The sequence below is a fragment of the Psychrobacillus sp. FSL K6-4615 genome (assembly GCF_038008225.1).
GTDB classification, from domain to species: Bacteria; Bacillota; Bacilli; order Bacillales_A; family Planococcaceae; genus Psychrobacillus; species Psychrobacillus psychrotolerans.
In genome coordinates, this window is sequence record NZ_JBBOYQ010000001.1 from 3,667,209 (window position 1) to 3,692,015 (window position 24,807).

Sequence of the window (24,807 nt, forward strand, 5' to 3'; positions counted from 1 at the left end):
TTGATTTTTATTTTCAATTATTATTTTTGTTTTTTCTTACCTGTGTCTATTGTAAATGAATGTATTTTTCTATCTTAAAAAAATTCAAACCTGTTTAATCCCTGTACTATTTTTTCTCAATATTAGATAACAACCATATATTAGTAAATATATACCATAACTAACTTTAGTATATGGTAAATTAAACCTTATAGTCAATAGAACTATTTGCATAAGATATTATCTTTCACTACACTATTTTATGTTTGTTATCTCAATCTCCCACTAGCAAAAGGAATATGTATTTTGTCAATAGAGACATTCATATTTCTACCAGTAACTGGTCAACTATTAATGAATTTCATATCCAAACAAACTTTTGGACTATTAATGAGTATTCTTATATACTAATATCCTATAAATGGAGGTTAATAAAAATGAGTATTTATAATTATAAAGTGAAAAAGCCTAACGGGGATATTCTTTCTATGGAAACTTACAAAGATAAAGTGATGCTAATTTGCAACACTGCTAGTCAATGCGAATTTACATATCAGTACGAAGATTTACAGAAGTTATATGAAAAAAAATTAAAAGATGGTTTTACAGTACTTTCTTTTCCTTGTGACCAATTTGGTAATCAAAATCCCGAGGATAGCGTGCAAACTGCTGCACAATGTAAGGTACAATTTGGTGTAAGCTATCCAGTTTTTGATAAAATCAATGTTAACGGCGACAACACGCATCCTTTATTTAATTATTTAAAGCATGAAATTGATGCACCGGAAATGGATAAAAATACGTTTCAACAAAAAATGTTATTTGAAAATATCCAAGAGCATTATCCAGAATTTTTAATTGGTAATAATATTCGTTGGAACTTTACAAAGTTCTTAGTAGATCGTAAAGGAAAAGTTGTTGCTCGTTTTGAGCCAGATGCTTCTATGATTGATATTCAAGAAGCTATTCAGGCCTTACTTTAAGTAATTATATAATAAAGCCCAATATGTAGATTAAATTATCTATTTTAAAGGGGTATTTTAGAATTCAATATATATTTGACTTTTTTCTGATATAAACCTCACTTACTTATGATATGGTTCCTCGTAATTATGGCTAAGTGCGGTTTAATATTGAAGTATAAATCTAACAACGCCTCTATTTCTTTTGCTACAAACTTTACAAAATCCTCATATATACAATATTAACTTCATTTATCAAAAAACCGACAGTAGTTGACAATTTTTGGCGACGTTATACAATAAAATTAGGAATTTTTAAATAGTTTTTAATTAGTTTTTAATTAGTTTATATGGCCCTTAAACTTATAAGTGTCAATAGGAGATGATATTTCGGTGAATGAAATAGACAAAAAAGGAACAGGTTGGTTTAAAAGTATCCTTTCCAAACAAAACCAAATGGAGAATATTTCTGTAGAACAGAAAGAAATTATTACCGATATTATTATAGACAGACCCTCAATGATTACGGAAGAGGTTGAACAATTAGTTACAGATAACAATAAAAAAATTTTTTCAAAAGATAATCAAGATAAAATAGTACTTGATGTAATGATTTCGATAGAAAATATGCTGACGGAACGACAATTGGTATCATATAAAAACAAAGGCCTTGAGGAACAAGTAAATGCAGCAAATGAAACGATAAGTCGTTTTAAGCATGAACAAATAAAGAAAGACCAGCTTTTTCAAGAAAAAAATAAGGAAATTCGCGAATTAGAAATTACCTTAACGAATAAACAAATGAGCTATGATCAGCTCCTTGAAGATTATAAGACATATCAGCTTACATCCAACATGGAATACGAAAAGACTTCTAATCAACTTGAAGCAGAAGTTTCTAAATACAACAAACTTTACGAAGAATTCGAAAACATGCAATATCACAGCATGTTAAAAACCAATGAACTTGAAGATAAAATTAGAATCTTAGAAATCGAAAATCAAAAGTATGCTGAACAGCATCAGAAAATTGTAAATGAGAAGGAGGAATTAATGCAAACTATTAATGATTTTACTGATAGAATGTCTTTCTCTTTCTCAACGAAGACAACTCCCTCAAATTAATCACAATCAAAGTAAATAGGTAGTAGTAAGAGTTAATTTCTGACAGTGAAAGGAGGAAACCTTGTTAATAAGTTCGTAAAAGTTATTGAATTATTAGCTATTGAAAATCATGATGAAAAATCATATTTACGTATAAAACTATCATTTGAAGAAGAATATGAACTTTGCTGGGAAATTGATAGAGATACTGCAAATAATTTAAAGAATATATGTCAATTTAACGGTAACCATAAATACAGATTATCATTGCATATAACATCGGAAACATCTAACAATTATTTTAAAAGTGTACTTACAAAAACATACCTAAATACAAGTCAACGAATATATTTCAATTGCTCAGTTGAGTACAAAAAAAATTTAGAAGCTATTAAAAATAGTAATAGTATGAATGATTTGGATTTACTACCCTTTTTATCTATAAGTATGACGGAAATTGAGGACACAATCGCCACGCAAACAAATAGTATTATATCCAAAAGATACAATACTACTATAAAATGGATAAGTGGTGGTGTAATTGGCTTTATATTTATCATACTGTTTGGATATATATATAACTTGTATCTATATGAGGCTGAAATTAATAATACTGTCGTGGCTAATGCCGAAGCTAAAATTAAAGAAGTCAACAGTAACAGTAATGTTACATCCCATACTAACTTATCAAGCGAAGTTTCTTCCAACTACAGTTTTCCTTATGTAATGCTTACTGACTCCGTAGCATACGACATTCCAGAAGGATACGTTGCAATCACATTCGATGATGGCCCTTCAAAGTATACAACGGAAATCACTGATATATTAAAAGAGTACAAGGTTGGTGGTACTTTTTTCTTTTTAGGAATTAACGCAAAAAAACATCCGGACTTCGTTCGATATGTACAATCCAATGGATATTCAATTGGTAGCCATTCCATGAACCACATTAGTATGTCGAACCTATCCATCACAGATTTAGAAGATCAAATCTTACAATCTACTTTAGCAATTGAAGATATTACAAAAGAAAAATTAGTACTCTTCAGACCACCATATGGCGCTTTAAATGAACAGACAAAAGATGTTCTATATAATCACGATTACAAAATAACACTTTGGAATAAAGATCCTGAAGACTGGAAATCACGAGATGCAGATAAAATATTTGATTATGTACGTAATAATAAAACGTCCGGGTCAATTATCCTTTTGCATGAATCTCAAGCTGTAATTGATGCTTTACCAAAAATAATTGAATACTTACAGGAGCAGGATTTAAAAATTGTTAATTTACATTAAAATCTTTGCTGTTATTTTTAATACATATCGCATCCAATAGATCCTCTAGATTGACGAATTTCTTCATTCTAAAGGATTTATTTTTATCTTCTCCTTTATTTTCACTCCAGAAGTCTTTACAGATCCTTTCTCTCATATTCCCCTTCCTCTGCTTGTTTCTATCAGGAAAACTTCGACTATAGAACAATTTTTTATCTCACTACCATCAGAATAAGAAAATATTACTAATCCAATCTTCGGTTTTACAAATAAAAAAATCGACTTACTTATGTGACGGTTCTCCTTAGTTTATCTGAATGAGGTTTTACTTATTAGTATTTACTGTGATTACTTATCGTCAGCGTTAACAATAAGCATTTAGGAACATCACTATTTCTATAATTTTTAAAGTTAAAGATTCTAATTGAATAGCCGAAATTTATTGTATAGTCTTAATCGACAACTTAGCTTCTTAAGCTACAAATAGTATAATATGACCACACAATTAAAGGAGTCAAGCTTAAGTGAAAATTACTTTTAAAACTGTCTTTTCATCTATTATTTCTATTTTTATTCTCTTGGGATGTTATTACTTAATCAAAAACATTCCTTCCTTCACACCTCCAGTTATACTTGTCATTGAATATTCTTCATACGTCATTTTTGGGTTAGGAATTGCCTTAAGCATTCGATTTAATCAAGGAAGGGTTTTCCTGATAACTTTACTGCTTATCCTATCTCAACTGTTTTTGAACTATTACTTAGAATTATCAATAAATAACTCAACTTATTCTCAGGACCTTTATTCCTTGATGTGCTTGCTTATCCCTCTTAATATCTTTACTATCTCGCACTTAAAGGAAAGAGGGTTATTCTCCTTATGGGGAAAAATACGTATAACTCTTTTACTAATTGAGCTGTTTGTTATATATAAAATCGCTGTGTCCAATAATTCAATACAAAAGGTATTGAATTATCAACTCATCAATCTCCCTTTAGAGCGAACCATTATAAATCAAACAGCTTTGGCAATTTTCTTATTCACGTTAATATATTTTATAATAAAAGCCTATGTGAAAAATAGTGTCTTTGAGGTACGACTAGTTGGGGTTATTATTTCTATTTTCACAGCCCTCTATTTCATTAATGATAAAATATCTTTTTCTATATTTTTAAGTGCCTCCGGTTTAATATTAATTATTAGCATTATCGAGGACTCCTACTCCATGGCATATCTTGATGAACTTACAGGAATCCCTTCCCGCCGCGCCCTTAGGGAAAACTTGATGAAACTAGGAAATAAATATGTTATTGCAATGATTGATATTGATTTTTTTAAAAAATTCAATGATAAGCATGGACATGATGTTGGAGATGATGTTTTAAAATTGGTAGCTTCTAATTTGGTGAAGGTCACAGGTGGGGGAAAAGCCTTTCGTTATGGTGGGGAAGAATTTACAATTCTGTTTCCAGGTAAATCTATGAATGATGTACTTCCTCATTTGGAAAAATTACGTGAACAAGTATCCAAGTCAGGATACACCAGAAAATTATCAAAAGCTCAAAACTCAAAATCAAAACGTGGAAATTTAAGCCAATTATTTGTCACTATAAGCATAGGAGTATGTGAGAAAAACAGTACATATAAGAATTCTAGCGATGTAACAAAAGGAGCTGACAAGGCTCTTTACAGAGCTAAGAAAAAAGGTCGAAACTGTGTAAGCAAATAACTGCTGATTATAGTTCATTTTTTATTAGTAGAGGAAGATTGACTCTCTCGGAAGGTCACTCATTCGATTTTTTTAAATCATAAGCAAGTATTCTAAATAATTTAATTTCAACTATAATCTAAGTCATTTATGTTATGGCTCATTTTAATTCAGATAATAAAATAAAGACAAGGGACATTTTCTGAAAATTGATTATCGATTGATCATAATTTACAAAGTGAAAGAGATAGATTAACCCCCTTCCTCTTTCACTTCAGATTTTCTCATGTAAACCTCATTACTTATGATAAGGTTCATTTTTCATAATTCTAAAAGCACGATAAATCTGCTCCACCAACACCAACTTCATCAATTGGTGAGGCAAGGTCATTTTACTAAAGGAAAGTTTTTCATCAGAGCGTTTCATGACATCTACATGTAATCCTAAAGATCCTCCTATAACAAACGCAATTTTGCTTCTTCCATATGTCATGAGGGATTCTATATCGCCAGCCAATTGCTCCGACGTTTTCATCTTCCCTTCAATTGCAAGAGCAATAACATATGTATCTGCTCCTATTTTTGATAGAATTCGGTCACCTTCTTTTTTCTTTACAATTTCCATATCAGCTTCACTTAGATTTTCAGGTGCTTTTTCATCAGCCACCTCTACTAAATCTATTTTGGCGTATGCCCCTAGTCTCTTCGTATATTCTTCAATTCCCATTTTTAAGTACTTTTCTTTTAATTTACCTACTGATACAATTTGTATATTCACAGGTTATCCACCTTTACATTTCGTTTACAAACAAGTTATGCACACCACTTATGCACATATCCACAATAGTTATCTACATCTTGTGTTTCAATTTTCATTAGCCACAATATATAATGCAGAGTTTTCACAGTATGAACAAACTGTGGATAACTTTTCCTCTTGTTTTAATTCCTCTAACATAGGAAAAGTTTTTTGTTCTGCCACAAACATGTCTAAAGCGTGGTTTATATGGGTTTCACAACTGAATATTCTCACTTCCATCACTCCTTTTATTGTCCGAATACTTTTAATAGTTATACACAAATCACTCGTTGTTATCCACAACCTATTTTACCAAAGAAAAAACGAGTAGGAAAGCCACGCTTTTTTTTCCTACTCGTTGTGTACATCTTTTATTTGCACTAATAAGTTATCCACATGTTTATAGTTCTGTTGTTTCCTTTAGAAGTAATGTTAACTCTACTAGTTTTCCCTGTCTATAGACTTTTACTTTTAGTTCTTCTCCTGTTTCCTTTTCGTTGTACAGATGTTTGCGGAGTTCAATAGTATTTTCTACTTTTTCACCATCCATTTCTACAATGACATCGTATGATTTCATCCCCGCTGCTGCCGCTGGAGTTCCTTCCACTACTTCATCAACTACAACACCAGTTGTAACTTCAGCCGGTAATTTTAATGTTTCCTTTTGGTGAACCGCCGGTACATTCGTTAAATCAATAAGTGTTATTCCCATAGAAGGGCGATTAACTTTTCCGTTTTGCTCTAAATCTTCTATAATTGGAATGGCTGTATTAACTGGTATTGCAAGACCTATACCCTCTACCGTAGATTCAGAAATCTTCATCGAATTTATTCCGATAAGCTGCCCTGCTAAGTTAATCAGAGCACCACCGCTGTTTCCAGGGTTAATCGCAGCATCCGTTTGTAAAACCTCTGACTGCCAATCCTCTAAACCATCGCCATTTAAATCTACTGGTATTGCACGGTCTTTACCAGATACCACTCCTGTTGTAACCGAGCCATAAAAATCAAGTCCTAGAGGATTACCTATAGCAATAACTGTTTCACCTTGTTTTAATATATCTGAGTCACCAAACTCTATAACCGCTTCTACACCAGTATCATCAATTTCAAGCACCGCTAAGTCAGACCAAATGTCTCCTCCTACAATACTTGCTTCTGCTTTAGATCCATCAGCTAATGTTACTTCTACTGATTTTGCATCTTCAATAACATGATAATTTGTAATAACATAAGCTTTACCATTTTCTTTCTTATATATTACGCCGGAGCCTGTTCCCGCATCCTGAGTTGCTTCTGATTGGTTCCAGAAATTTGTTGCGGACTGAATATTAGTTATCCCAACAACTGCACTTGAAGCTTTTTCTACAGCATCAGTGACATCTGTAGTAACATCTACTGAAAGCTGTTGTGTCTGTTGTGTTGTATCTTTTGACTTTGTTTCACTGTCTGATGGTAGGTTTGTTACTACAGAAGGTATTAAGAACCATACGAGTAAAGCACCAACAAGTACGCCTGCAAGTCCACTAAAGAAATAGCCAGCCATGCCTCGTTTTTTTCCATTCCTTTTCTTGGGTTCTATCGTTGATTGTTCATTTGGCAATTGTGGTCCATAGGGATTATTTATATCCATCTTTCTCTTCCTCTCTATTTCTAATATGTCTGATACTAACAATGTACCCATTACACATTAAAATAAGATGAAAATTTCTTAAAAAATAAATAAAAGTTCCAAATACTACATCCATAGTATTCGGAACTTCGATTTTTATACAAATACTAGCTCTGTAGGTTTATTGGCATCTGTGTCATGTAGATGCACATACTCTCCTGCAATCACACCACAGGATTGAAGTGTTTGCGTAACACTCATACGAGCTAAGTCTTTCATATTATTATCTTTACTTAAATGTGATAAATAGATATTCGTATTCTTCACATCAATTACTTCACTCATAGCAACTGCAGCATCCTCATTAGAGACATGTCCAACATCACTTAATATTCTTCGTTTAACGGACCAAGGATAACGACCCATCTGCAACATGCTAACATCATGATTACTCTCAAAGACAAAGGAGTCTGCTCCTTTAATAAGCCCTTTCATACGATCGCTCACATATCCTGTATCCGTGATTAAAACAAGTTTTCGATCATTTTCATGGAAAATATAAAACATAGGGTCGGCTGCATCATGAGATACTGCAAAAGATTGTATATCAATAGAGCCAAATTGTTTTACTGTTTCCATATCAAATTGAAATCTTTGGTCTAATGGTACGTTACCGATTAGTGGATCCATAGCAGACCATGTTTTTTCATTTGCAAAAATAGGAATGCCATACTTTCTAGCTAAGACCCCTAACCCTTTAATATGATCGCTATGCTCATGTGTGATAAAAATTCCTGAGAGCTTTTTAATATCGCGATCAATTTCTTGAAATAACTGATCCATCTTTTTCCCACTTAGTCCTACGTCTACTAAAAATGAATGTTCCTCATTTTCTACATAAACAGCATTACCACTACTACCACTTGCTAACACACTAAACTTCATCTTTAAAACTCCTTATTCTACTACTGATTGTTCCGTCTCTTTTGGCATCTCAATTACTCTTCCTTCTACTGCATTTACAAAGTATTCTTCCATTGTGCCATCTATTAGTTCTACAAGAATATGCCAAGTTGGTGCAAAAACTTGTGTCTCTGTTACCTGGGCTAACGTCGAATATCCAAGTTCAATATCTTTAATCATGGAGTCTGGTTTTAAAAGAATATTATCATACAGTATTTTTATCACCTGTAAATGAGGCAACAATTTTTGGGACTCATTATAATTTTCTAAGTCATCAAGTATAGTCTGTTCATAACCAATGAGCTCATTATTATCATTCCAGTGAACTACTAGCTTCGCATTCGTATTATAGTATACCAACCGTTTATTTACTTGCTGAAATAATATAGCTGTTTTGCTTTCTTCATCTATTTTCCATAGACCATAAGCTGAACCTCTTATCACTTGCTCTTGTACTATTTTTTCAATGGTATTTTCATCGGTTATTTTTATAGGTTCTTTAAAGGTACTCACTAGTTTATCTGTATTAAGGTTTTCTATTTCTTGATTCTCTAATTCTTCTATTTCCTCTAGAGTAAATTTATGAACAGTTCCTGACACATACGAAGCCTCTTGTATGGCATGATCTGTCTCTAAAATTTTTATATTATCTATAGCGAGTTTCTCTGAGATAGGTGTATCATTTGGTTTGTCCATTTGTTGAGATTCATTATACCGACCTAAATATAAAGAAAGTAAGAATACGTTTAAAATAGAAAAGACAATTATAAAGATAGTTTTTGTTTTATTCCAATCCATATTTCATCCCTCCTAATAATTCAGGAGATATGGGAATCCAGCTTCCACTCTCTAAGTAGTACCAGGAAGGTTCTAAATTGAAGTGAGGTTGAGTCTCATCTCGAGATAAGTAATATCCTATTATGATATCGTCTATAGTACTCGTATTAATATCAGTTGCATTAGACAAAAAGTCATAAACGGACTGTCCTGAAGCTAGCTCTACTTCCCGTGTTTTAAAAGGGACAGCAGCGGAAAGTGTATAAAGAGGATGATAATATTCATACACTCGCTCAACTCCCCACTTCTGAGCGATTTCAGTTAATATCTCTCTACCAAAAACCGGTAAGTCGGCAAAATACAACTGATAGTTAATTTGACTATTGTCGGTGTTCATTCGGTAATAACGATAGTCATCTGTCCATCCGTTATGCTCATTGACAAAGTTTAAGCTATTTTGAATAAGATCTACTGGGACCCCTGGATTATCGTTCTCCGAAGCAGGATGCACATAGTTTAAACTTCTAGTATTATAATTCACTTTCATTAATGCGCTATCATCGGTGAATTGCAGCTCGTTCGTACCAACTGAATTACTTCTCACTAAGCTTGGGTTATTGAAAAGAGCATCTTTGAATTTCTCTGATTCAATCTCTTTAATAGAATAGGTATAACTCAAGATTTTTTCTGGTGACGATGAAACGTATAATGATAATTTATTGTCTGTAATTATTTCATTATATACTTGCATTTTTTCTGTGTACTTTAAAATACGATCCGTAAATCCTAATTTATTCACCTGTTTAGCAGTCGCTGTATACATCTTCTGTTGTGATGTACTTATAAAATACAAGTTCATGTGCTCCGGGGTTTCCTCATTCCAATCGATTATTAATCGATTAAAATAAGCATCTGGAAAAGCGGGATCTGCAAATTTTAAGGTCGTGCCTAAAACCTCTACAGGAACATCCGCTGCAAAAAACAAACTTGCACGATTAGGCTTTTTGATAAATTCATTTATTTGATCGGTATTTAGTTTATTACTAGCTAATTCGACCGTTTGAATTTCCCAATTTTTCATATTGTCGAGTATAAACTCAATAGGCTTACTGTTAAAAGACCCTTTTAACTCACCTTCTTGACTTATAATCATACGATAAGGTTTAATAACGTCTTCCATTTTCTTTTTTTGAGCAATGGATATATCTACAGTGGTTCCTTCGCTTGTTTGAATAACAGGAGAATATGTCCAGATAGCAAAAGTTAATGTAAAGCTAAGGAAAATAAGTAAGACCAGAACAACTGATTTTAATTGCTCAATATATTTCAATCCCACTCACCTTCCTCTTCAGTTAAAATATCTAGTGTGAAGAAAATAGTCGTTCCTTTCCCTTCATCGCTTTCTGCCCAAATTTTACCGCCATGGGCCTCAATCATTTCCCGGGCAATTGCTAAGCCTAGGCCTGTACCACCCATTGATCTTGCTCTCGCACGATCCACTCTGTAGAAACGATCAAAGACTCGATCTACATTTTCAGATGGAATACCCATACCATCATCAGAAATCATAACTTTTAAGATAGAGTCTGAAACTACGACACCAAACCGTATGTTGCCCCCATCTGGAGAATACTTAATAGCATTTGAGATAATATTATCGATTACTTGTGTTAACTTATCTGTATCAATATCCACGTAATAAGCATTGTCAGAAAGTATTCGTACGAAGCTTACATGATCTGACTTGGAAAGTTCAAATCTATCGATAATTCTATTGAAAAACTGATTGAAGTTAACAATTTCTCTATTCAAATCATAATCTCTACTATCCATTTTAGATAATTGAAGTAGGTCATTTACTAGTCTAATCATTCTTTGTGTTTCTGTCTGAGTTACCTGTAAAAATGATGGTGCAATTTCTTCATCTTGCCAAGCACCATCAGCCAAAGCTTCTAAATAACTACTCATTGTTGTAAGAGGTGTACGGAGTTCATGAGACACGTTTGCTACGAACTCTCTTCTTTCCATATCAACTTTTTCATGTTCTGTATTGTCATGTAATACTGCTATTAATCCGTTGACAAAACCAGTTTCTTTTTGAATGACCGAAAAGTTGGCGCGTAAAATAAAAGGTCTTTCTTTTGAGCTTAAATCCAAATTAATTGCTTCTTTTAAATGGATTAAATCTTCAAATGAATAGACTGGATCTATTCCAAGTACTGAAATGATCGGACGATTTAAAACCATTTCTCTTGGTATACGTAATAATCTTAGAGCCGGATCGTTTATAAGGATAACCCTACCTTTACGATCTGTCGCTATTACCCCGTCAGTCATGTTGGTTAAAACAGATGCTAGCTTTCTACGCTCTGCTTCCGTTGTTGATTGAGCTTCCTGTAATCTATTCGTTAAATGGTTAAAGGCAATTGCCAGCTGTCCGATTTCATCATTACCATAAACTCGTACTTTTCTTGAAAAGTTCCCTTTTGCCATTGCTTGTGCTTGTCTTCTCATATCGGAGATAGGACGTGTAATAGTCTGGGCAATTAGTATCCCTAATATTACTGTAATAACTAATGCTACTGCGGTACCTCCAGCAAGTATTCGATTAATTTCATTCATCTGACCAAAAACATTTTCAATATTAGACTCTACATATAATGTTCCAATTACTTCACCCTTATAAATAATCGGTGTGGCTAGATTCCAAATTCTATTTGTTGTTTCTCTATCTACCGATATATTATTAAAGGTGGCTTCTGCCGTAATGGATTTTCGAACTAAATCATCCATTGATCGTTGGCCAACAATCGATTGGTTGTTTGAATCTGAGGTTGCTAAAATCTGATACCTAGCATCTATAACACGTACTTCTTTAATATCAATTGAATTGAGACCAGACAAAATAGAATATAAACTTTGTTCTTTTGTTTGGTCTTCTTCGCTTCGTACTTTGATCATTTCTTCCCGGGCACTATATTCTATTAAGCTAACACGATCGGATATAGAGTCTTGAAAGTTTTCTCTCAGTGTTATTTCTAGTTCACGAACAAAATATAACCCTATAATTTGCATCGCAATAACAATAAGTAATACATAAATCAGCACAATCTTAACGTGAATCGATTTAAAGTAGCCAACTTTTTGCATTCCTTCTACTCCTGTTCAGGACTTCTTAAATAATATCCTACACCTCTTCTAGTTACGATATAGGTAGGATGACTTGGGCTATCTTCAATTTTCTCACGTAGACGTCGAATTGTTACATCCACTGTACGCACATCCCCAAAATAATCATACCCCCAGACCGTTTGTAGTAAATGTTCGCGAGTCATCACTTGTCCTATATGTTTCGCCAAATAATGCAATAACTCGAATTCTCGATGTGTAAGCTCAATTGTCTCTTCTCTTTTTAACACTTGATAAGCATCTGGCTGTATCGTTAGTGGACCAATAACAATGTCATTTGTCACTACTTCTGCATCTTCTTGAATAGTTTGGTGTCTGCGCATATTCGCTTTAACTCTAGCAATTAATTCTCTTGTACTAAATGGTTTTGTTACATAATCATCAGCACCAAGTTCTAAACCAAGTACTTTATCTATCTCTGAATCTTTTGCTGTTAGCATGATTATAGGGAAATCATATTTTTTTCGGATTTCTCTACAAACTTCCATTCCATCTTTGTTAGGAAGCATAATATCCAATAACATTAAGTCAGGTTGATCTTCCTCCACCTTTTTTAATGCCTCATCACCATTGTAGGCACAAACTACTTGATACCCTTCTTTTTTCAAGTTAAATTGCAGTATGTCTGCAATTGGTTTTTCATCATCTACAACTAATATTTTTTTACTCATTTTAAATTCCCCTTTTTCTATTATCTATATTTATTTTAAGTAATTTTTTTTAATAATAATCATATCTACTTTAACATTGTTTTAAACTTCCTGCATCCCTGACAGGTCATGGCCCCATAATTCGACTCACTTTGTCGAATTATTTCCCAGGAAATTTAATAAAGTGCAAATTCCGCCAGTGGGGATTTGCACTCTATTTTACTTGGATAAAAAAGAGACAGTCCATATTACGACTGTCTCCTATACATTATTGATTTAATACAGTTAATGGGTTAATCGTCACACCATTTTTCTCCACTTCGAAATGGAGATGAGTTCCTGTAGAACGTCCAGTGCTTCCCATTACTCCAATTTTAGTGCCGGTTGGTACTACTTGACCTACTTTTGCAGAAATAGACGACAGATGAGCATAAGTTGTTTTGTATCCATTTTGATGGTCAATGATTACACGGTTGCCATATGTCCCATCCGAACCAGCAGCAACTACTATTCCATTATCTGCTGCTTTTATCGTAAACCCACTTGGTCGTGCAATATCAATGCCTTCATGTTGGCGCCCCCAACGATGTCCCATTTTACTAGAAATATATCCACCTTCAGCTGGCCAAGCGAATACACCCGAGCCGCGTGAGGGAATTACTTTCGTTCCTTTTAAAACGATATGATCTTTTGGCTCCACAAGAATTGTCTCTTCAATTACAGATTGCCCAACTTGTAACCCATTCACTTTACTAATTAAGTATGTCGCCTCTTTTTGACCATCCGAGCCTTCTTGTTTTACCTTCGTATCGCCTTTATACATATCTTCTGTTTCTTCTACTTTTTTTGTATGTAACATAGTTTCTACAGCCTTTTTCTCATACTGTACTTCTATATTAATAAGTGGTTTTAAGACTGTAACGTTTAACTCTTGACCTATTTGTAATACGGTAGAATCTGTTATCCCAGGATTAAGTGCCATAAGTCCAGCAGATGTTAAACTATGCTTTTCAGCAATAGTTCCTAATACGTCACCTGTAGCAACTGTATATAACTCTTTTTCTAAAGTTCCTTCTAAAAGAAGTTTCACGGCATCGTCTGGTGAAACAATCTGACTAGGTTTTGTTTCTACTGTCACCCCTGATACCTTTTCTTTTATTATTAAATTAGAAATACGAGTTTCGTTTTCTTTTAAGTCGGGTAAAGTGTCACTAGTATTATTTCTAGCTTCCAGTATATTTAATTCTGCTTCTGAAACAAAGTGTAATTTTAGTTTTCTTAGAGCTTCGTTGTATGCATCTAAGTCTTTGACGTAGACTGCCATCTCGTCATTGATCGATAATGCAAATGCTTTTGCTTCTACTTCTACTAAGCTCTCAAGCTTTTGAAGAGTAGCTTTATCATCAGTATTAGGAGTAAAAACTTGTTCCGGTACTACCGATAACTTAGATCCAGCCGTTAAAGACAAATCCTTAAACTGGGAGCTAGATTCTTCAACCTTTTTGTTAAGCATTGACTGTACTTTTGTTTGATCCGAAACGGCCCCGACATATTGACCATTCGTATATATATGGTATATTTCTTTTAATGTGCTGCTCTCACTTTCTTTTGCAAAAGCCATATTAAATGAAATACTTGAGATAAGTAAAACTGATACGGCTGCTTTTTTCACCATATTTGACTTTCCGTTTGATAGAACATTCAGTTTTGATAACTTTTGTTCCTCATTCTTACTTTTCAAAAACATGATAAAGCCCCTTCCAAACTATATATAAACTTTTACTTCATTTCACGCTACTCTAATTTAACATATTTGAAATGAAGATGTGTAGGATAACAGGACGTTGTAAAGAAACTGTAGTATTACTTCCATATACTAGTTATTTTTTACATTTTTTATAATAAAATAATCCTTTTAACCTATTGCCTCTATTTATATAAATTAGTAATCTCCAAAATATTCATATATTATATATATACCGCCAAATATCTTTGTTATATTTGTCATAATAGAAGACTTATATAATAGCGAATTCCTGAATTTCTACATTAACAGACAAAAAACCGTCATAAAGCATGCTTTATGACGGTTTTTTTGCTTATTATTTCCAAACACTTGTAATGATGTTTGTTTGAGTGCGATCTGGACCTACTGAGAAAATAGAGATTTGCACACCTGTAAGTTGTGAAATTCGTTCTAAGTAATGACGAGCTGTTTCAGGAAGTTCATCAAGTGATTTACACTTAGTAATGTCTTCACTCCAACCTGGCATCTCTTCATAAATTGGTTCACATTCACCTAAAATACGAAGGTTAGCTGGATACTCTGTAATTAATTCATCTTTATATTTATAAGCAGTACATATTTTAACGGTATCTAATCCAGTCAAAACATCAATAGAGTTAACAGTTAAATCAGTTAACCCGCTTACACGACGTGCATGTCTGATAACTACTGTATCAAACCAACCAATTCGACGTGGTCTGCCAGTAGTTGTCCCATACTCTTTACCAACTTCACGGATTTGATTTCCAACTTCATCAAATAGCTCCGTAGGGAAAGGACCATCACCTACACGTGATGTATAAGCTTTACAAACTCCTACTACATGACTGATCTTGGTTGGACCTACTCCTGCACCAATTGTTACTCCGCCAGCTACTGGATTGGAAGAAGTTACAAACGGGTAAGTACCTTGGTCGATATCCAACATAACTCCTTGTGCACCTTCAAATAATACACGACGGCCATCATCTAATGCGTCATTTAATACCTTTGAAGTATCTGTAACGTACTTAGCAATCTCTTGTCCATAACCATAAAACTCTTCTAAAATTTCTTCTAATGTAAAGCCGTTTGTTTCATAAAACTTCTCAAACATTCTATTCTTTTCTTGTAAGTTAAGTTCTAACTTTTCTTTAAAAACTTCGTAATCCAGAAGATCTGCAATACGGATTCCTACACGAGCAGCTTTGTCCATATAAGCTGGTCCAATACCTTTACCTGTAGTACCAATTTTATTTGCTCCTCTACGAGCTTCTTCAACTTCATCTTGTTTTAAATGATATGGCAGAATAACATGCGCACGATTTGAAATGCGTAAGTTTTCAGTTGTAACACCACGATCATGTAATCCCTTTAGCTCTTTTACAAGCGCTCTCGGATCCACTACCATTCCGTTTCCTATAACAGAAATTTTATCTTTATAGAAAATACCTGAAGGAATTAAGTGAAGCTTGTAAGTTTCTCCTCCAAAAATAATCGTATGGCCTGCATTATTACCGCCTTGGTAACGTGCGATTACTTCTGAGTGTTCGGATAGAAAGTCTGTGATTTTCCCTTTACCTTCGTCTCCCCATTGTGTTCCAACTACTACTACTGATGGCATTTGCCAGCACCTCCGTCAGACATTTTGTATGTCCTGATTCAAACATTGTTATTGTACCAATCTAAGTGTCCTTAGTCAACTGATTTAACACAAAAACACGAACAGAAAATGTGTAAGCGCATTTATTGTTCGTGTTTTAGATATAAAGTTCTATTTTCATTATAAATTATTAATGAAATTTTAAGTTCTTGCTCTTTTCTAATTATGCAGGTGGTGCTTGGTGTTGACTCCAATCAATATTAACGAATTTGTTGAACTCTTTAACGAATGCAAGTGTAACTGTTCCAGTCGGACCATTACGTTGTTTTGCAATAATGATTTCGATCATGTTCTGATTTTCGGTTTCTTTGTCATAATAATCTTCACGGTATAGGAAGGATACAATATCCGCATCCTGCTCAATAGAACCAGATTCACGTAAGTCAGACATCATCGGTCGCTTGTCTTGACGCTGCTCCACTCCACGAGATAGCTGAGACAGAGCAATAACAGGAACCTGCAGTTCACGCGCTAAGCCTTTTAATGATCGAGAAATTTCTGATACCTCTTGTTGACGGTTAGCTTGGCTACCACCACTACCTTGGATTAACTGTAAATAATCAATTAGAATCATTCCAAGTCCGTGCTCTTGCTTCAAGCGACGACATTTAGCTCGAATTTCATTAACTCGAATACCAGGAGTATCATCAATGAAAATTCCTGCATTTGAAAGACTTCCCATTGCCATTGTTAACTTGCGCCAATCTTCGGTTGTCAATGCCCCCGTACGGAGTACTTGAGCATCTATATTCCCCTCCGCGCAAAGCATACGCATGACTAACTGTTCTGCACCCATCTCTAAACTAAAGATTGCTACATTTTCATCTGTTTTGGTCGCTACATTTTGTGCTACATTTAGTGCAAATGCAGTTTTCCCTACAGATGGACGGGCAGCTACAATGATTAAATCATTTCGTTGGAAACCAGCTGTAATTCGATCCAAATCACGGAACCCTGTTGCTATACCAGTAACATCACCTTTTCTTGTATGAAGTTTTTCTATATTATCGTATGTTTCCACTAAAACGTCTTTAATATGCTCGAAATCACCAGCATTTTTGCGGCTGGCAACTTCCATCATCTTACGTTCAGCTTCTGCTAACAATGCTTCTACTTCGTCTTCCCGAGTAAAACCATCTTCTACTATGGTAGTAGCTACTCGGATTAAACGACGTAAAATAGATTTCTCTTCTACAATCTTGGCGTAATATGCTATATTTGCTGCGGTTGGAACGGCGTTAGCAATCTCACTAATATACGAAATGCCACCTACATCTTCTAATTCCTTCTTAGCAGAAAGTTCTTCCGTCACGGTTACAACATCGATTGCCTTCCCTTTGTCGCTTAAATGAAGCATCGTCTGGAAGATTTTTTGATGTGCTACACGATAAAAATCTTCAGCTAGTAAGATCTCGCCTGCAGTAATTAATGCCTGTGGTTCTAAAAATATTGCTCCTATGACAGATTGTTCGGCTTCTTGGTTATGTGGCGGTACACGGTCCAGCATTGGATCGCTCATTTACCTCTCTCCTTACGCTTCTTCTGCAACAAGAACTTTTAATGTTGCTACAACTTCATGATGAAGTTTCACAGGAACATTAGTATATCCTAATGCTCGAATTGCATCATCTAATTCCATTTTGCGTTTGTCTAATTTTATACCATGTGACTTTTCTAATTGAGAAGCAATTTGTTTTGTTGTAATTGAGCCAAATAGTCGACCATCATTTCCAGACTTTGCTTTTAACTCTACTGTTAATTGCTCTATTGTTTCTTTTAATTGTTGTGCATCTGCTAGCTCTTGAGCTGCTTCTTTTTCTGATTTTTTCTTTTGCCCTTCAAGAGCACTTAATGCAGCTGCATTTACTTCTACCGCTAATTTGTTTTTTAGTAAGAAGTTGTGTGCATAACCATCTGCAACATTTTTAACCTCGCCTTTTTTCCCTTTACCTTTTACGTCTTTTAAGAATACTACTTTCATTCTTCATTTCCTCCTTCGATTGTATCTATAATTGCATTTTTTAGAAGTATTATTGCTTCGTCTATTGTGGTATCTTCTAACTGACAGGCGGCATTAGTTAAGTGCCCTCCACCATTTAGCTTTTCCATTATAACTTGAACATTTACATCACCCAATGATCGGGCACTGATTCCTATAGTAGATTCACTTCTCCGGCCTATTACAAAAGAGGCACCAATATTATTCATCGTCAATAAGATATCAGCGGTTTGAGCAAGCAATACTTGACTATAAGAGATGTCTTCCATACCATGTGCAATAGCAATGCCTTCTCTAAAGAATTCTACCGTCTGAACAATTTTAGAGCGTTCAATATAGGTGTCAATGTCTTCCTTCAACATACGTTGAACAAGAATTGTATCTGCACCATGCGTACGCAAATAGGATGCTGCTTCAAATGTTCTTGCTCCTGTACGTAGCGTAAAGCTTTTCGTATCAACAATAATACCAGCTAACATGGATGTTGCTTCCAACATAGATAACTTCTCATTTTTCGGTTGATACTCAATTAGTTCAGTTACCAACTCTGAAGTAGAGGATGCATAAGGTTCCATGTAAACCAGCATCGTGTTGGAGATGAATTCTTCTCCACGTCGATGATGATCGATCACAACTACCTTCTCTGCTTTTTGAAGCAGCTTTTCATCAATAACTAGGCTAGGCTTATGTGTATCTACTACTACTAATAATGTTTTGTCTGTAATTTTGCTTAATGCCTCTTCTGGGCTTATAAAACGATTATATAACTCTGGTTGTTCTTTGATCTCATCCATTAAACGAACAACACTATTATCCAACTCATTAGTATCCAATACAACATAACCTTCTACTTTGTTCATACCAACCATTTTTCTTACACCAACAGCAGAGCCAATTGCATCCATATCGGGCATTCTATGCCCCATAACAAATACTTGGTCACTATCCTGGATAAGATCACGTAGCGCATGGGAAATAACTCTTGCTCTTACTCGCGTACGTTTTTCTACTGGATTTGTTTTCCCACCATAAAACTTCACTTTTCCACTTGAATGCTTTATCGCTACCTGATCTCCACCACGTCCTAATACTAAATCTAAGCTGGACTGAGCAAGTTCTCCAAGTTCTACTAGGGAAGTGGACCCAGCACCAACACCTACGCTTAAAGTAAGGGAAAATCCGAATTTAGCAGTAGTTTCTCTTATATCATCTAATATGGAAAATTTACTTTTTTCTACTTCTACTAATATGGATTCATTAAAAACGGCTAAAAAACGATCCGAGGAAATCCGTTTTACATAAATTCCGTATTTGGCTCCCCAGTCGTTCACAGAGGAAGTTACCAGACTGTTAAGCCTTCCTCGAGTTTGATCATCTATCCCTTGTGATATTTCATCATAGTTATCTATAAACAGAACACCAATAACTGTTCGATCTCCATAATAGAGCGATTCCATTTCTATCTGTTCGGTTATATCAAAGAAGTATAGAAGCTTTTCTTCCGCTTTATAAAACACTTTATAATTTTTTTCATCTAAGGAAATAACCATTTCTTTAGATTCTTCCTGTTTTTTAAGCTGTTGAAAATCCTTTGATATCGAAAGAAGCTCCTCACCAATAATCGTATCGAATGGAAGTTGTTGGGTCATGTACGGATTGGCCCATTCAATGATGTACTGATCATTTATGAGTAAAATTCCGATTGGCATTTCTAATAAGGCTTCTTCTCCTACCCTTTTCATCCGGTAAGAAAGAGTTTCTATATGTTTTTCTGTCTCTTCATACACACGTTGTTCAATCATCCATGCATAGATGAATACACCAATTACCATTAGAGCGAACAATAGTCCAATCAATGTGTTGATAGACAGTAATAAATAAGTTGCAACCCCACTAAGAAGTAAAAACAATATGAGTGGATATCGAATTGGCCGTTTTCTAAAAAAAGATGCCACTAGATCAGCTCCTTATTTTTTGTATCTGTCTTTTATAAAACCTCTGATATTAAATCCTAAATCTAATACCCCTACTATAATAGTGAATGTATATAGTGGAACTGCAAAGATTGTCGCAAGAATCATTGACCATTTTGGCCATCCCTCTATATAAAAATAGTAGTGTATTAGAGAAACACCTTGTAAAAACAAAAGAGCTCGTAATATTAATGCTGCATTCACCAAAGCTAAATAGCCAAACGTTCCTACGTCAAATGATACAAACAATGAGAAAATCGATACGATTAAATAATACCATAACACTGCTTTAGGTAGTCTAAAATCCATGAATTTAGGGAACTTAGGTACACTTAATTTCAACTTTTTTAATAGCGATAAATTAATGATTAAATATAACCAAGCACTAATAAACACCCCGCCAATAAAATAGCTGGGCATAATTGATTCGATAAGCATTATGCTTTGTTCAACTAACTCGTCATAACCCTCAGGCAATTGACCAAAAGAAGACATAATATTTCCCAGTTGTTCGTAGTATACTTCAATGGTCGTGATTAATTGCTTCAAAACATTCATATTTAAAAACAAAATGGATATTATGTATTGTACAGCAGTCATTAAAAGTAAAAACAACCCTGTTGACATGAGCATATACAATTTGGACTTTTTAGCCTGGATTGCATATCCAATGAGAAAACCTAACGGACCAACTAGTAATCCAAAGATAAATCCAAAAACTCCGCCAATAACAAAAGAAATAATAATCGCAATCACCGTGACAAATACAGCTTGTTTTCTTTCAAACTTTGCACTGTACCATGCAAGGGGTAACGGTACAATAAATGACGTGAAAAATCCTAGTACTGGAACATAAACTGACATTGCCAACAAAATAGCAAATAGCGCAATCATCATAGATCCATAAGTTAAATAATTTGTTTGATTTCTTTGCATTTAAGACCTTCCTTTAATGTAATCATCTATTCATTGTAACAGATTGTTTACAACAACTAAAATTCCACATACTGTATAGAAAAGTACAAGCGTCTATGTTTGCCTTGAAATGCGGGGGAAGTATGAAGGTAAAGGCACCCTTTTCCTTTATCTGTCAATAAAAGTGAAGGACTTGAAGTATTTTAAAAGTTTACAAAAAAAAGACCGGTTTCCCGGTCTTTCTAATTTATACTTATCTCTCTTCAGAAGAGAATGGAAGTAAAGCCATGATACGAGATACTTTAATAGCTCGTGTTAATTTACGTTGATACTTCGCACTAGTTCCTGTCACACGACGTGGAAGAATTTTCCCACGTTCTGACACGAATTTTTTCAACAAATCTACATCTTTATAATCAATGTGTACGATATTGTTTGATGTGAAGTAACAAACTTTACGGCGTCTTTTGCCTCCGCGACGAATTGCCATATCGGGTTGCCTCCTTTTCGATTAAAGTAAACATGCTAAGTAATGCTTTTTAGAACGGTAAGTCGTCATCCGATACTTCGATTGGTCCACTACTATTAGAAAAAGGATCCTCATCTACACGTGTATAATTTTGCTGATTCGATGGTTGGTTTTGCTGATATGAAGGTGCTGAATATTGCTGCTGGCCATTCCCCGAAGATGATTGTCCACCTTGGTTGCCTCCAGAGCTATTACGTGGTTCTAAGAACTGAACGCTGTCTGCAACAACGTCTGTAGTATAAACACGTTTTCCATCTTGTCCTTCATAACTACCCGTTTGAATGCGTCCTTCAACACCAGCTAAACTTCCTTTTTTCAAGTAGTTTGCTGTGTTTTCAGCTTGTTTTCTCCAAACGACACAGTTGATAAAATCAGCTTCTCTTTCACCTTGTTGGTTGGAGAATGTACGATTTACAGCTAGTGTAAATCTAGCCATTGCAACACCACTTGGTGTATAGCGAAGTTCCGGATCTTTTGTTAGTCTTCCAACTAATACGACACGGTTAATCATCAGTAAACAACCTCCCTCGATCAGCTTTTTTAGTCAGTTTTATTTTTTTGCTTTAACTTTAATATCATCGATACGAACAGCAATGTGACGGATAATGTCTTCATTGATGTTAGCTAAACGTGTGTATTCATCGATTGCTTTTGAATCAGCAGTTACTTTAAGGATTTGGTAGAATCCTTCACGTAAGTCATTGATTTCGTAAGCTAAACGGCGTTTACCCCACTCTTTTGCTTCGATGATTTCTGCACCATTTGAAGTTAAGATATCTTGGAAACGCTCTACTAAAGCTTTCTTCGCATCTTCTTCGATTGCTGGTTGAATAATGTACATTAATTCGTACTTTCTCATCTATTTACACCTCCCTATGGTCTTTGGCCGACTATTGAAAGCCGACAAGGAGCAAGTAATTCTATTACTCACATCAATGAATTGTAACATAGTTTATCTAACGTATCAAGGATGATTGTCATTATTTTACTCATTGAGGTATATTTATTTTAAATAGGAGGCACGTATATGGAAAACAATGAAGAAACTTTAGCCGTAATTGATATCAATTTAAAAAAGGTCGCATTGGAAAGCATTGGACTAACTGTGGGTTTATCTATAACAGGGCTAATTCTATTTCCTTGGTTAACTAGTATTACCGAAATAACTTTCTCTTTTTGGAACTTCCTCTGGTTCTTTATCGGTTATGTAGTATTAATCATATTGCATGAGTGCCTTCATCTCGTTGGATTCTGGCTTTTTGGTAAAGCACCTTGGAATAGTATGGACTATGGGGTCAACCTAAAAATGGGGGTAGCATATGCTACTACAACTATGCCTATCCCAAACAGTGCCATGAAAAAAGCATTGTTACTTCCTTTTTGGGCTACTGGATTTTTACCAATGATTTTTGGTTTTTGGATTGGTTCTCTTTCACTTGTCCTGTTGGGTGCCTGGTTAATTGCTGGAGCAGCTGGAGACTTTGCCATGTATAAGGAGCTCAGAAAATATCCAAATGATTTATTGATAAAAGATGATCCAGTGAAGCCTAGGTTATATGTATTAAGAAAAAGCACGCAAAATTAAAAGGGAGATATGCGATTGATTTGCGCTCCAATCAATTAGATCTCTACTTTATATAATTGGATACAAAACCAATTTTACTACTTTTAACATCTAAGCAGAAGCTGTGCTCTATCTAATAGATGAGAGTACTACTCAATTAATTGATTGTGTACATTTCATATACTTATTATTCAATAGAAAAAAGGATTAGTGATTTCTCACTAATCCTTTTTCTATTATACGTTGAAGCGGAATAACATTACGTCTCCGTCTTGTACGATATACTCTTTTCCTTCTAAACGAACTTTACCAGCTTCTTTTGCAGCTGCCATAGATCCAGTTTCAACCAAATCATCATAAGCTACTGTTTCCGCACGGATAAAACCTTTTTCAAAGTCAGAGTGAATTACACCTGCACATTGAGGTGCTTTCATACCCTTAAGGTATGTCCAAGCACGAACTTCTTGTACTCCAGCTGTGAAGTAAGTAGCTAAACCTATTAATGAGTAAGAAGCTTTAATTAACTGATCTAAACCAGATTCTTTAATTCCTAATTCTTCTAGGAACATTGCTTTCTCCTCATCTTCTAGTGCTGCCATTTCTTCTTCAATTTTTGCACATATAAGTATTACCTCTGCGCCTTCTTCTGCTGCAAATGCACGCACTTTTTGTACATATTCATTTTCGCCATCAGCCATAATATCATCTTCTGATACATTCGCAACATAAAGCATTGGTTTTGTTGTCAGCAAATGAAATCCTTTAACTACGCGTTGTTCTTCTTCCGTAAATTCAACCGATCGACCAGATTTTCCAGCTTCGAAAGCTTCTTTTAAGCGAGTAAGAACTGGTTCTTCTGCTAGTGCTTCTTTATCTCTTTGTTTTACCATTTTAGTTACACGAGCTAGGCGTTTATCTACGCTCTCTAAATCCGCTAATATTAACTCTAGGTTAATCACTTCAATATCTGAGATTGGATCTACTTTTCCAGATACATGTGTAATATTTTCATCTTCGAAGCAACGAACAACCTGACAAATTGCATCTACTTCACGTATATGAGCAAGGAATTTGTTTCCAAGTCCTTCCCCTTTACTAGCGCCTTCTACAATTCCCGCGATGTCCGTAAATTCAAATGCTGTAGGAACTGTTTTCTTTGGTACTACTAGCTCTGTTAATTTATCTAAACGCTTATCAGGTACTTCTACTACCCCTACGTTAGGATCAATCGTTGCAAATGGGTAGTTTGCTGCCAATGCTCCAGCTTTTGTTATTGCATTAAACAATGTAGATTTCCCTACGTTTGGTAGTCCTACGATTCCTGCAGTTAAAGCCATATATGTCACAACCCTTCATTATTTTAAACCATAAACT

The 24,807-nt window shown here is 34.7% G+C and carries 24 protein-coding genes; 5 read left to right on the forward strand and 19 right to left on the reverse strand.

The features are described from left to right. The first annotated feature begins 416 nt into the window (after positions 1-416). The 3 genes from MKX53_RS18570 to MKX53_RS18580 all read left to right on the forward strand — a co-directional run bounded on the left by MKX53_RS18570 (position 417) and on the right by MKX53_RS18580 (position 3,347). Positions 417-962, forward strand: coding sequence for a glutathione peroxidase (locus tag MKX53_RS18570; protein WP_340913144.1), 546 nt, complete (start codon positions 417-419; stop codon positions 960-962). 372 nt (positions 963-1,334) lie between these two features. Continuing rightward, positions 1,335-2,066 carry a hypothetical protein gene (locus tag MKX53_RS18575; protein WP_340913146.1) on the forward strand — a complete coding sequence of 244 codons (732 nt, stop codon included), beginning with the start codon at positions 1,335-1,337 and terminating at the stop codon, positions 2,064-2,066. A gap of 45 nt (positions 2,067-2,111) precedes the next feature. Next, positions 2,112-3,347 carry a polysaccharide deacetylase family protein gene (locus MKX53_RS18580; protein ID WP_340913148.1) on the forward strand — a complete coding sequence of 412 codons (1,236 nt, stop codon included), beginning with the start codon at positions 2,112-2,114 and terminating at the stop codon, positions 3,345-3,347. Here the strand turns inward: MKX53_RS18580 and MKX53_RS18585 are convergent. Beyond that, complete coding sequence (locus MKX53_RS18585; RefSeq protein ID WP_340913150.1) at positions 3,334-3,483, reverse strand: hypothetical protein; 150 nt, start codon at positions 3,481-3,483, stop codon at positions 3,334-3,336. The genes MKX53_RS18580 and MKX53_RS18585 overlap by 14 nt on opposite strands. 367 nt (positions 3,484-3,850) lie before the next feature. Between MKX53_RS18585 and MKX53_RS18590 the strand changes: the two genes are divergently transcribed. After that, the gene (locus tag MKX53_RS18590; protein ID WP_340913151.1) at positions 3,851-5,056 is read left to right on the forward strand and encodes a GGDEF domain-containing protein; all 1,206 of its coding nucleotides are present in this window, start codon (positions 3,851-3,853) and stop codon (positions 5,054-5,056) included. 277 nt (positions 5,057-5,333) lie between these two features. Here MKX53_RS18590 and rlmH read toward each other — a convergent pair whose 3' ends face one another. From rlmH to rpsF, 17 genes are all read right to left on the reverse strand, one after another. Then, entirely contained in the window at positions 5,334-5,813 is a 480-nt protein-coding gene (gene rlmH / locus MKX53_RS18595; protein WP_340913152.1) for a 23S rRNA (pseudouridine(1915)-N(3))-methyltransferase RlmH, read from the reverse strand. 87 nt (positions 5,814-5,900) lie between these two features. Further along, a complete protein-coding gene (locus tag MKX53_RS18600; protein WP_340913154.1) occupies positions 5,901-6,068 on the reverse strand; it encodes a CxxH/CxxC protein in 168 nt (55 codons plus the stop codon). Positions 6,069-6,234: 166 nt separating this feature from the next. After that, complete coding sequence (locus tag MKX53_RS18605; protein ID WP_445678275.1) at positions 6,235-7,467, reverse strand: S1C family serine protease; 1,233 nt, start codon at positions 7,465-7,467, stop codon at positions 6,235-6,237. Between the two features lie 135 nt (positions 7,468-7,602). Then, on the reverse strand, positions 7,603-8,391 hold the full coding sequence (locus MKX53_RS18610) for an MBL fold metallo-hydrolase (RefSeq protein ID WP_093537989.1): 789 nt from the start codon (positions 8,389-8,391) through the stop codon (positions 7,603-7,605). A gap of 12 nt (positions 8,392-8,403) precedes the next feature. Continuing rightward, on the reverse strand, positions 8,404-9,207 hold the full coding sequence (locus MKX53_RS18615) for a two-component system regulatory protein YycI (RefSeq protein WP_340913156.1): 804 nt from the start codon (positions 9,205-9,207) through the stop codon (positions 8,404-8,406). Next, positions 9,194-10,522, reverse strand: coding sequence for a YycH family regulatory protein (locus MKX53_RS18620; protein ID WP_340913158.1), 1,329 nt, complete (start codon positions 10,520-10,522; stop codon positions 9,194-9,196). Before MKX53_RS18620 ends, MKX53_RS18615 begins: the two co-directional genes overlap by 14 nt. After that, positions 10,513-12,336, reverse strand: coding sequence for a cell wall metabolism sensor histidine kinase WalK (gene walK / locus MKX53_RS18625; protein WP_340913159.1), 1,824 nt, complete (start codon positions 12,334-12,336; stop codon positions 10,513-10,515). The genes MKX53_RS18620 and walK overlap by 10 nt, the downstream gene beginning before the upstream one ends. 5 nt (positions 12,337-12,341) lie before the next feature. Next, positions 12,342-13,046, reverse strand: coding sequence for a response regulator YycF (gene yycF, locus MKX53_RS18630; protein WP_093537993.1), 705 nt, complete (start codon positions 13,044-13,046; stop codon positions 12,342-12,344). 247 nt (positions 13,047-13,293) lie between these two features. Further along, on the reverse strand, positions 13,294-14,772 hold the full coding sequence (locus MKX53_RS18635; RefSeq protein ID WP_340913161.1) for a M23 family metallopeptidase: 1,479 nt from the start codon (positions 14,770-14,772) through the stop codon (positions 13,294-13,296). Positions 14,773-15,127: 355 nt separating this feature from the next. After that, positions 15,128-16,414, reverse strand: coding sequence for an adenylosuccinate synthase (locus tag MKX53_RS18640; protein ID WP_340913163.1), 1,287 nt, complete (start codon positions 16,412-16,414; stop codon positions 15,128-15,130). Between the two features lie 202 nt (positions 16,415-16,616). Beyond that, positions 16,617-17,972: a replicative DNA helicase gene (dnaB, locus tag MKX53_RS18645; protein WP_093537996.1), complete on the reverse strand. Its 1,356-nt coding sequence runs from the start codon at positions 17,970-17,972 to the stop codon at positions 16,617-16,619. A gap of 12 nt (positions 17,973-17,984) precedes the next feature. Beyond that, positions 17,985-18,434 carry a 50S ribosomal protein L9 gene (rplI, locus tag MKX53_RS18650; protein ID WP_093537997.1) on the reverse strand — a complete coding sequence of 150 codons (450 nt, stop codon included), beginning with the start codon at positions 18,432-18,434 and terminating at the stop codon, positions 17,985-17,987. Further along, complete coding sequence (locus tag MKX53_RS18655) at positions 18,431-20,407, reverse strand: DHH family phosphoesterase (protein WP_340913165.1); 1,977 nt, start codon at positions 20,405-20,407, stop codon at positions 18,431-18,433. Before MKX53_RS18655 ends, rplI begins: the two co-directional genes overlap by 4 nt. A gap of 12 nt (positions 20,408-20,419) precedes the next feature. Beyond that, complete coding sequence (locus MKX53_RS18660) at positions 20,420-21,361, reverse strand: YybS family protein (protein ID WP_093537999.1); 942 nt, start codon at positions 21,359-21,361, stop codon at positions 20,420-20,422. Between the two features lie 232 nt (positions 21,362-21,593). Beyond that, on the reverse strand, positions 21,594-21,830 hold the full coding sequence (gene rpsR, locus MKX53_RS18665) for a 30S ribosomal protein S18 (RefSeq protein ID WP_093538000.1): 237 nt from the start codon (positions 21,828-21,830) through the stop codon (positions 21,594-21,596). Between the two features lie 49 nt (positions 21,831-21,879). After that, entirely contained in the window at positions 21,880-22,380 is a 501-nt protein-coding gene (gene ssb, locus MKX53_RS18670) for a single-stranded DNA-binding protein (protein WP_093538001.1), read from the reverse strand. 39 nt (positions 22,381-22,419) lie between these two features. After that, complete coding sequence (rpsF, locus tag MKX53_RS18675; RefSeq protein ID WP_093538002.1) at positions 22,420-22,728, reverse strand: 30S ribosomal protein S6; 309 nt, start codon at positions 22,726-22,728, stop codon at positions 22,420-22,422. Positions 22,729-22,896: 168 nt separating this feature from the next. Between rpsF and MKX53_RS18680 the strand changes: the two genes are divergently transcribed. After that, entirely contained in the window at positions 22,897-23,454 is a 558-nt protein-coding gene (locus MKX53_RS18680; protein ID WP_340913168.1) for a DUF3267 domain-containing protein, read from the forward strand. A gap of 215 nt (positions 23,455-23,669) precedes the next feature. Here MKX53_RS18680 and ychF read toward each other — a convergent pair whose 3' ends face one another. Beyond that, complete coding sequence (gene ychF / locus MKX53_RS18685; RefSeq protein WP_093538004.1) at positions 23,670-24,770, reverse strand: redox-regulated ATPase YchF; 1,101 nt, start codon at positions 24,768-24,770, stop codon at positions 23,670-23,672. Positions 24,771-24,807: the final 37 nt, after the last annotated feature.

Coding starts and splice junctions, on each gene's coding strand:
- MKX53_RS18570 (WP_340913144.1), top strand. CDS start 417: ATGAGTATTTATAATTATAAAGTGAAAAAGCCTAACGGGGATATTCTT.
- MKX53_RS18585 (WP_340913150.1), bottom strand. CDS start 3,483: ATGAGAGAAAGGATCTGTAAAGACTTCTGGAGTGAAAATAAAGGAGAA.
- MKX53_RS18605 (WP_445678275.1), bottom strand. CDS start 7,467: ATGGATATAAATAATCCCTATGGACCACAATTGCCAAATGAACAATCA.
- MKX53_RS18610 (WP_093537989.1), bottom strand. CDS start 8,391: ATGAAGTTTAGTGTGTTAGCAAGTGGTAGTAGTGGTAATGCTGTTTAT.
- MKX53_RS18615 (WP_340913156.1), bottom strand. CDS start 9,207: ATGGATTGGAATAAAACAAAAACTATCTTTATAATTGTCTTTTCTATT.
- walK (WP_340913159.1), bottom strand. CDS start 12,336: ATGCAAAAAGTTGGCTACTTTAAATCGATTCACGTTAAGATTGTGCTG.
- yycF (WP_093537993.1), bottom strand. CDS start 13,046: ATGAGTAAAAAAATATTAGTTGTAGATGATGAAAAACCAATTGCAGAC.
- MKX53_RS18635 (WP_340913161.1), bottom strand. CDS start 14,772: ATGTTTTTGAAAAGTAAGAATGAGGAACAAAAGTTATCAAAACTGAAT.
- MKX53_RS18640 (WP_340913163.1), bottom strand. CDS start 16,414: ATGCCATCAGTAGTAGTAGTTGGAACACAATGGGGAGACGAAGGTAAA.
- dnaB (WP_093537996.1), bottom strand. CDS start 17,972: ATGAGCGATCCAATGCTGGACCGTGTACCGCCACATAACCAAGAAGCC.
- rplI (WP_093537997.1), bottom strand. CDS start 18,434: ATGAAAGTAGTATTCTTAAAAGACGTAAAAGGTAAAGGGAAAAAAGGC.
- MKX53_RS18660 (WP_093537999.1), bottom strand. CDS start 21,361: ATGCAAAGAAATCAAACAAATTATTTAACTTATGGATCTATGATGATT.
- rpsR (WP_093538000.1), bottom strand. CDS start 21,830: ATGGCAATTCGTCGCGGAGGCAAAAGACGCCGTAAAGTTTGTTACTTC.
- ssb (WP_093538001.1), bottom strand. CDS start 22,380: ATGATTAACCGTGTCGTATTAGTTGGAAGACTAACAAAAGATCCGGAA.
- rpsF (WP_093538002.1), bottom strand. CDS start 22,728: ATGAGAAAGTACGAATTAATGTACATTATTCAACCAGCAATCGAAGAA.
- MKX53_RS18680 (WP_340913168.1), top strand. CDS start 22,897: ATGGAAAACAATGAAGAAACTTTAGCCGTAATTGATATCAATTTAAAA.
- ychF (WP_093538004.1), bottom strand. CDS start 24,770: ATGGCTTTAACTGCAGGAATCGTAGGACTACCAAACGTAGGGAAATCT.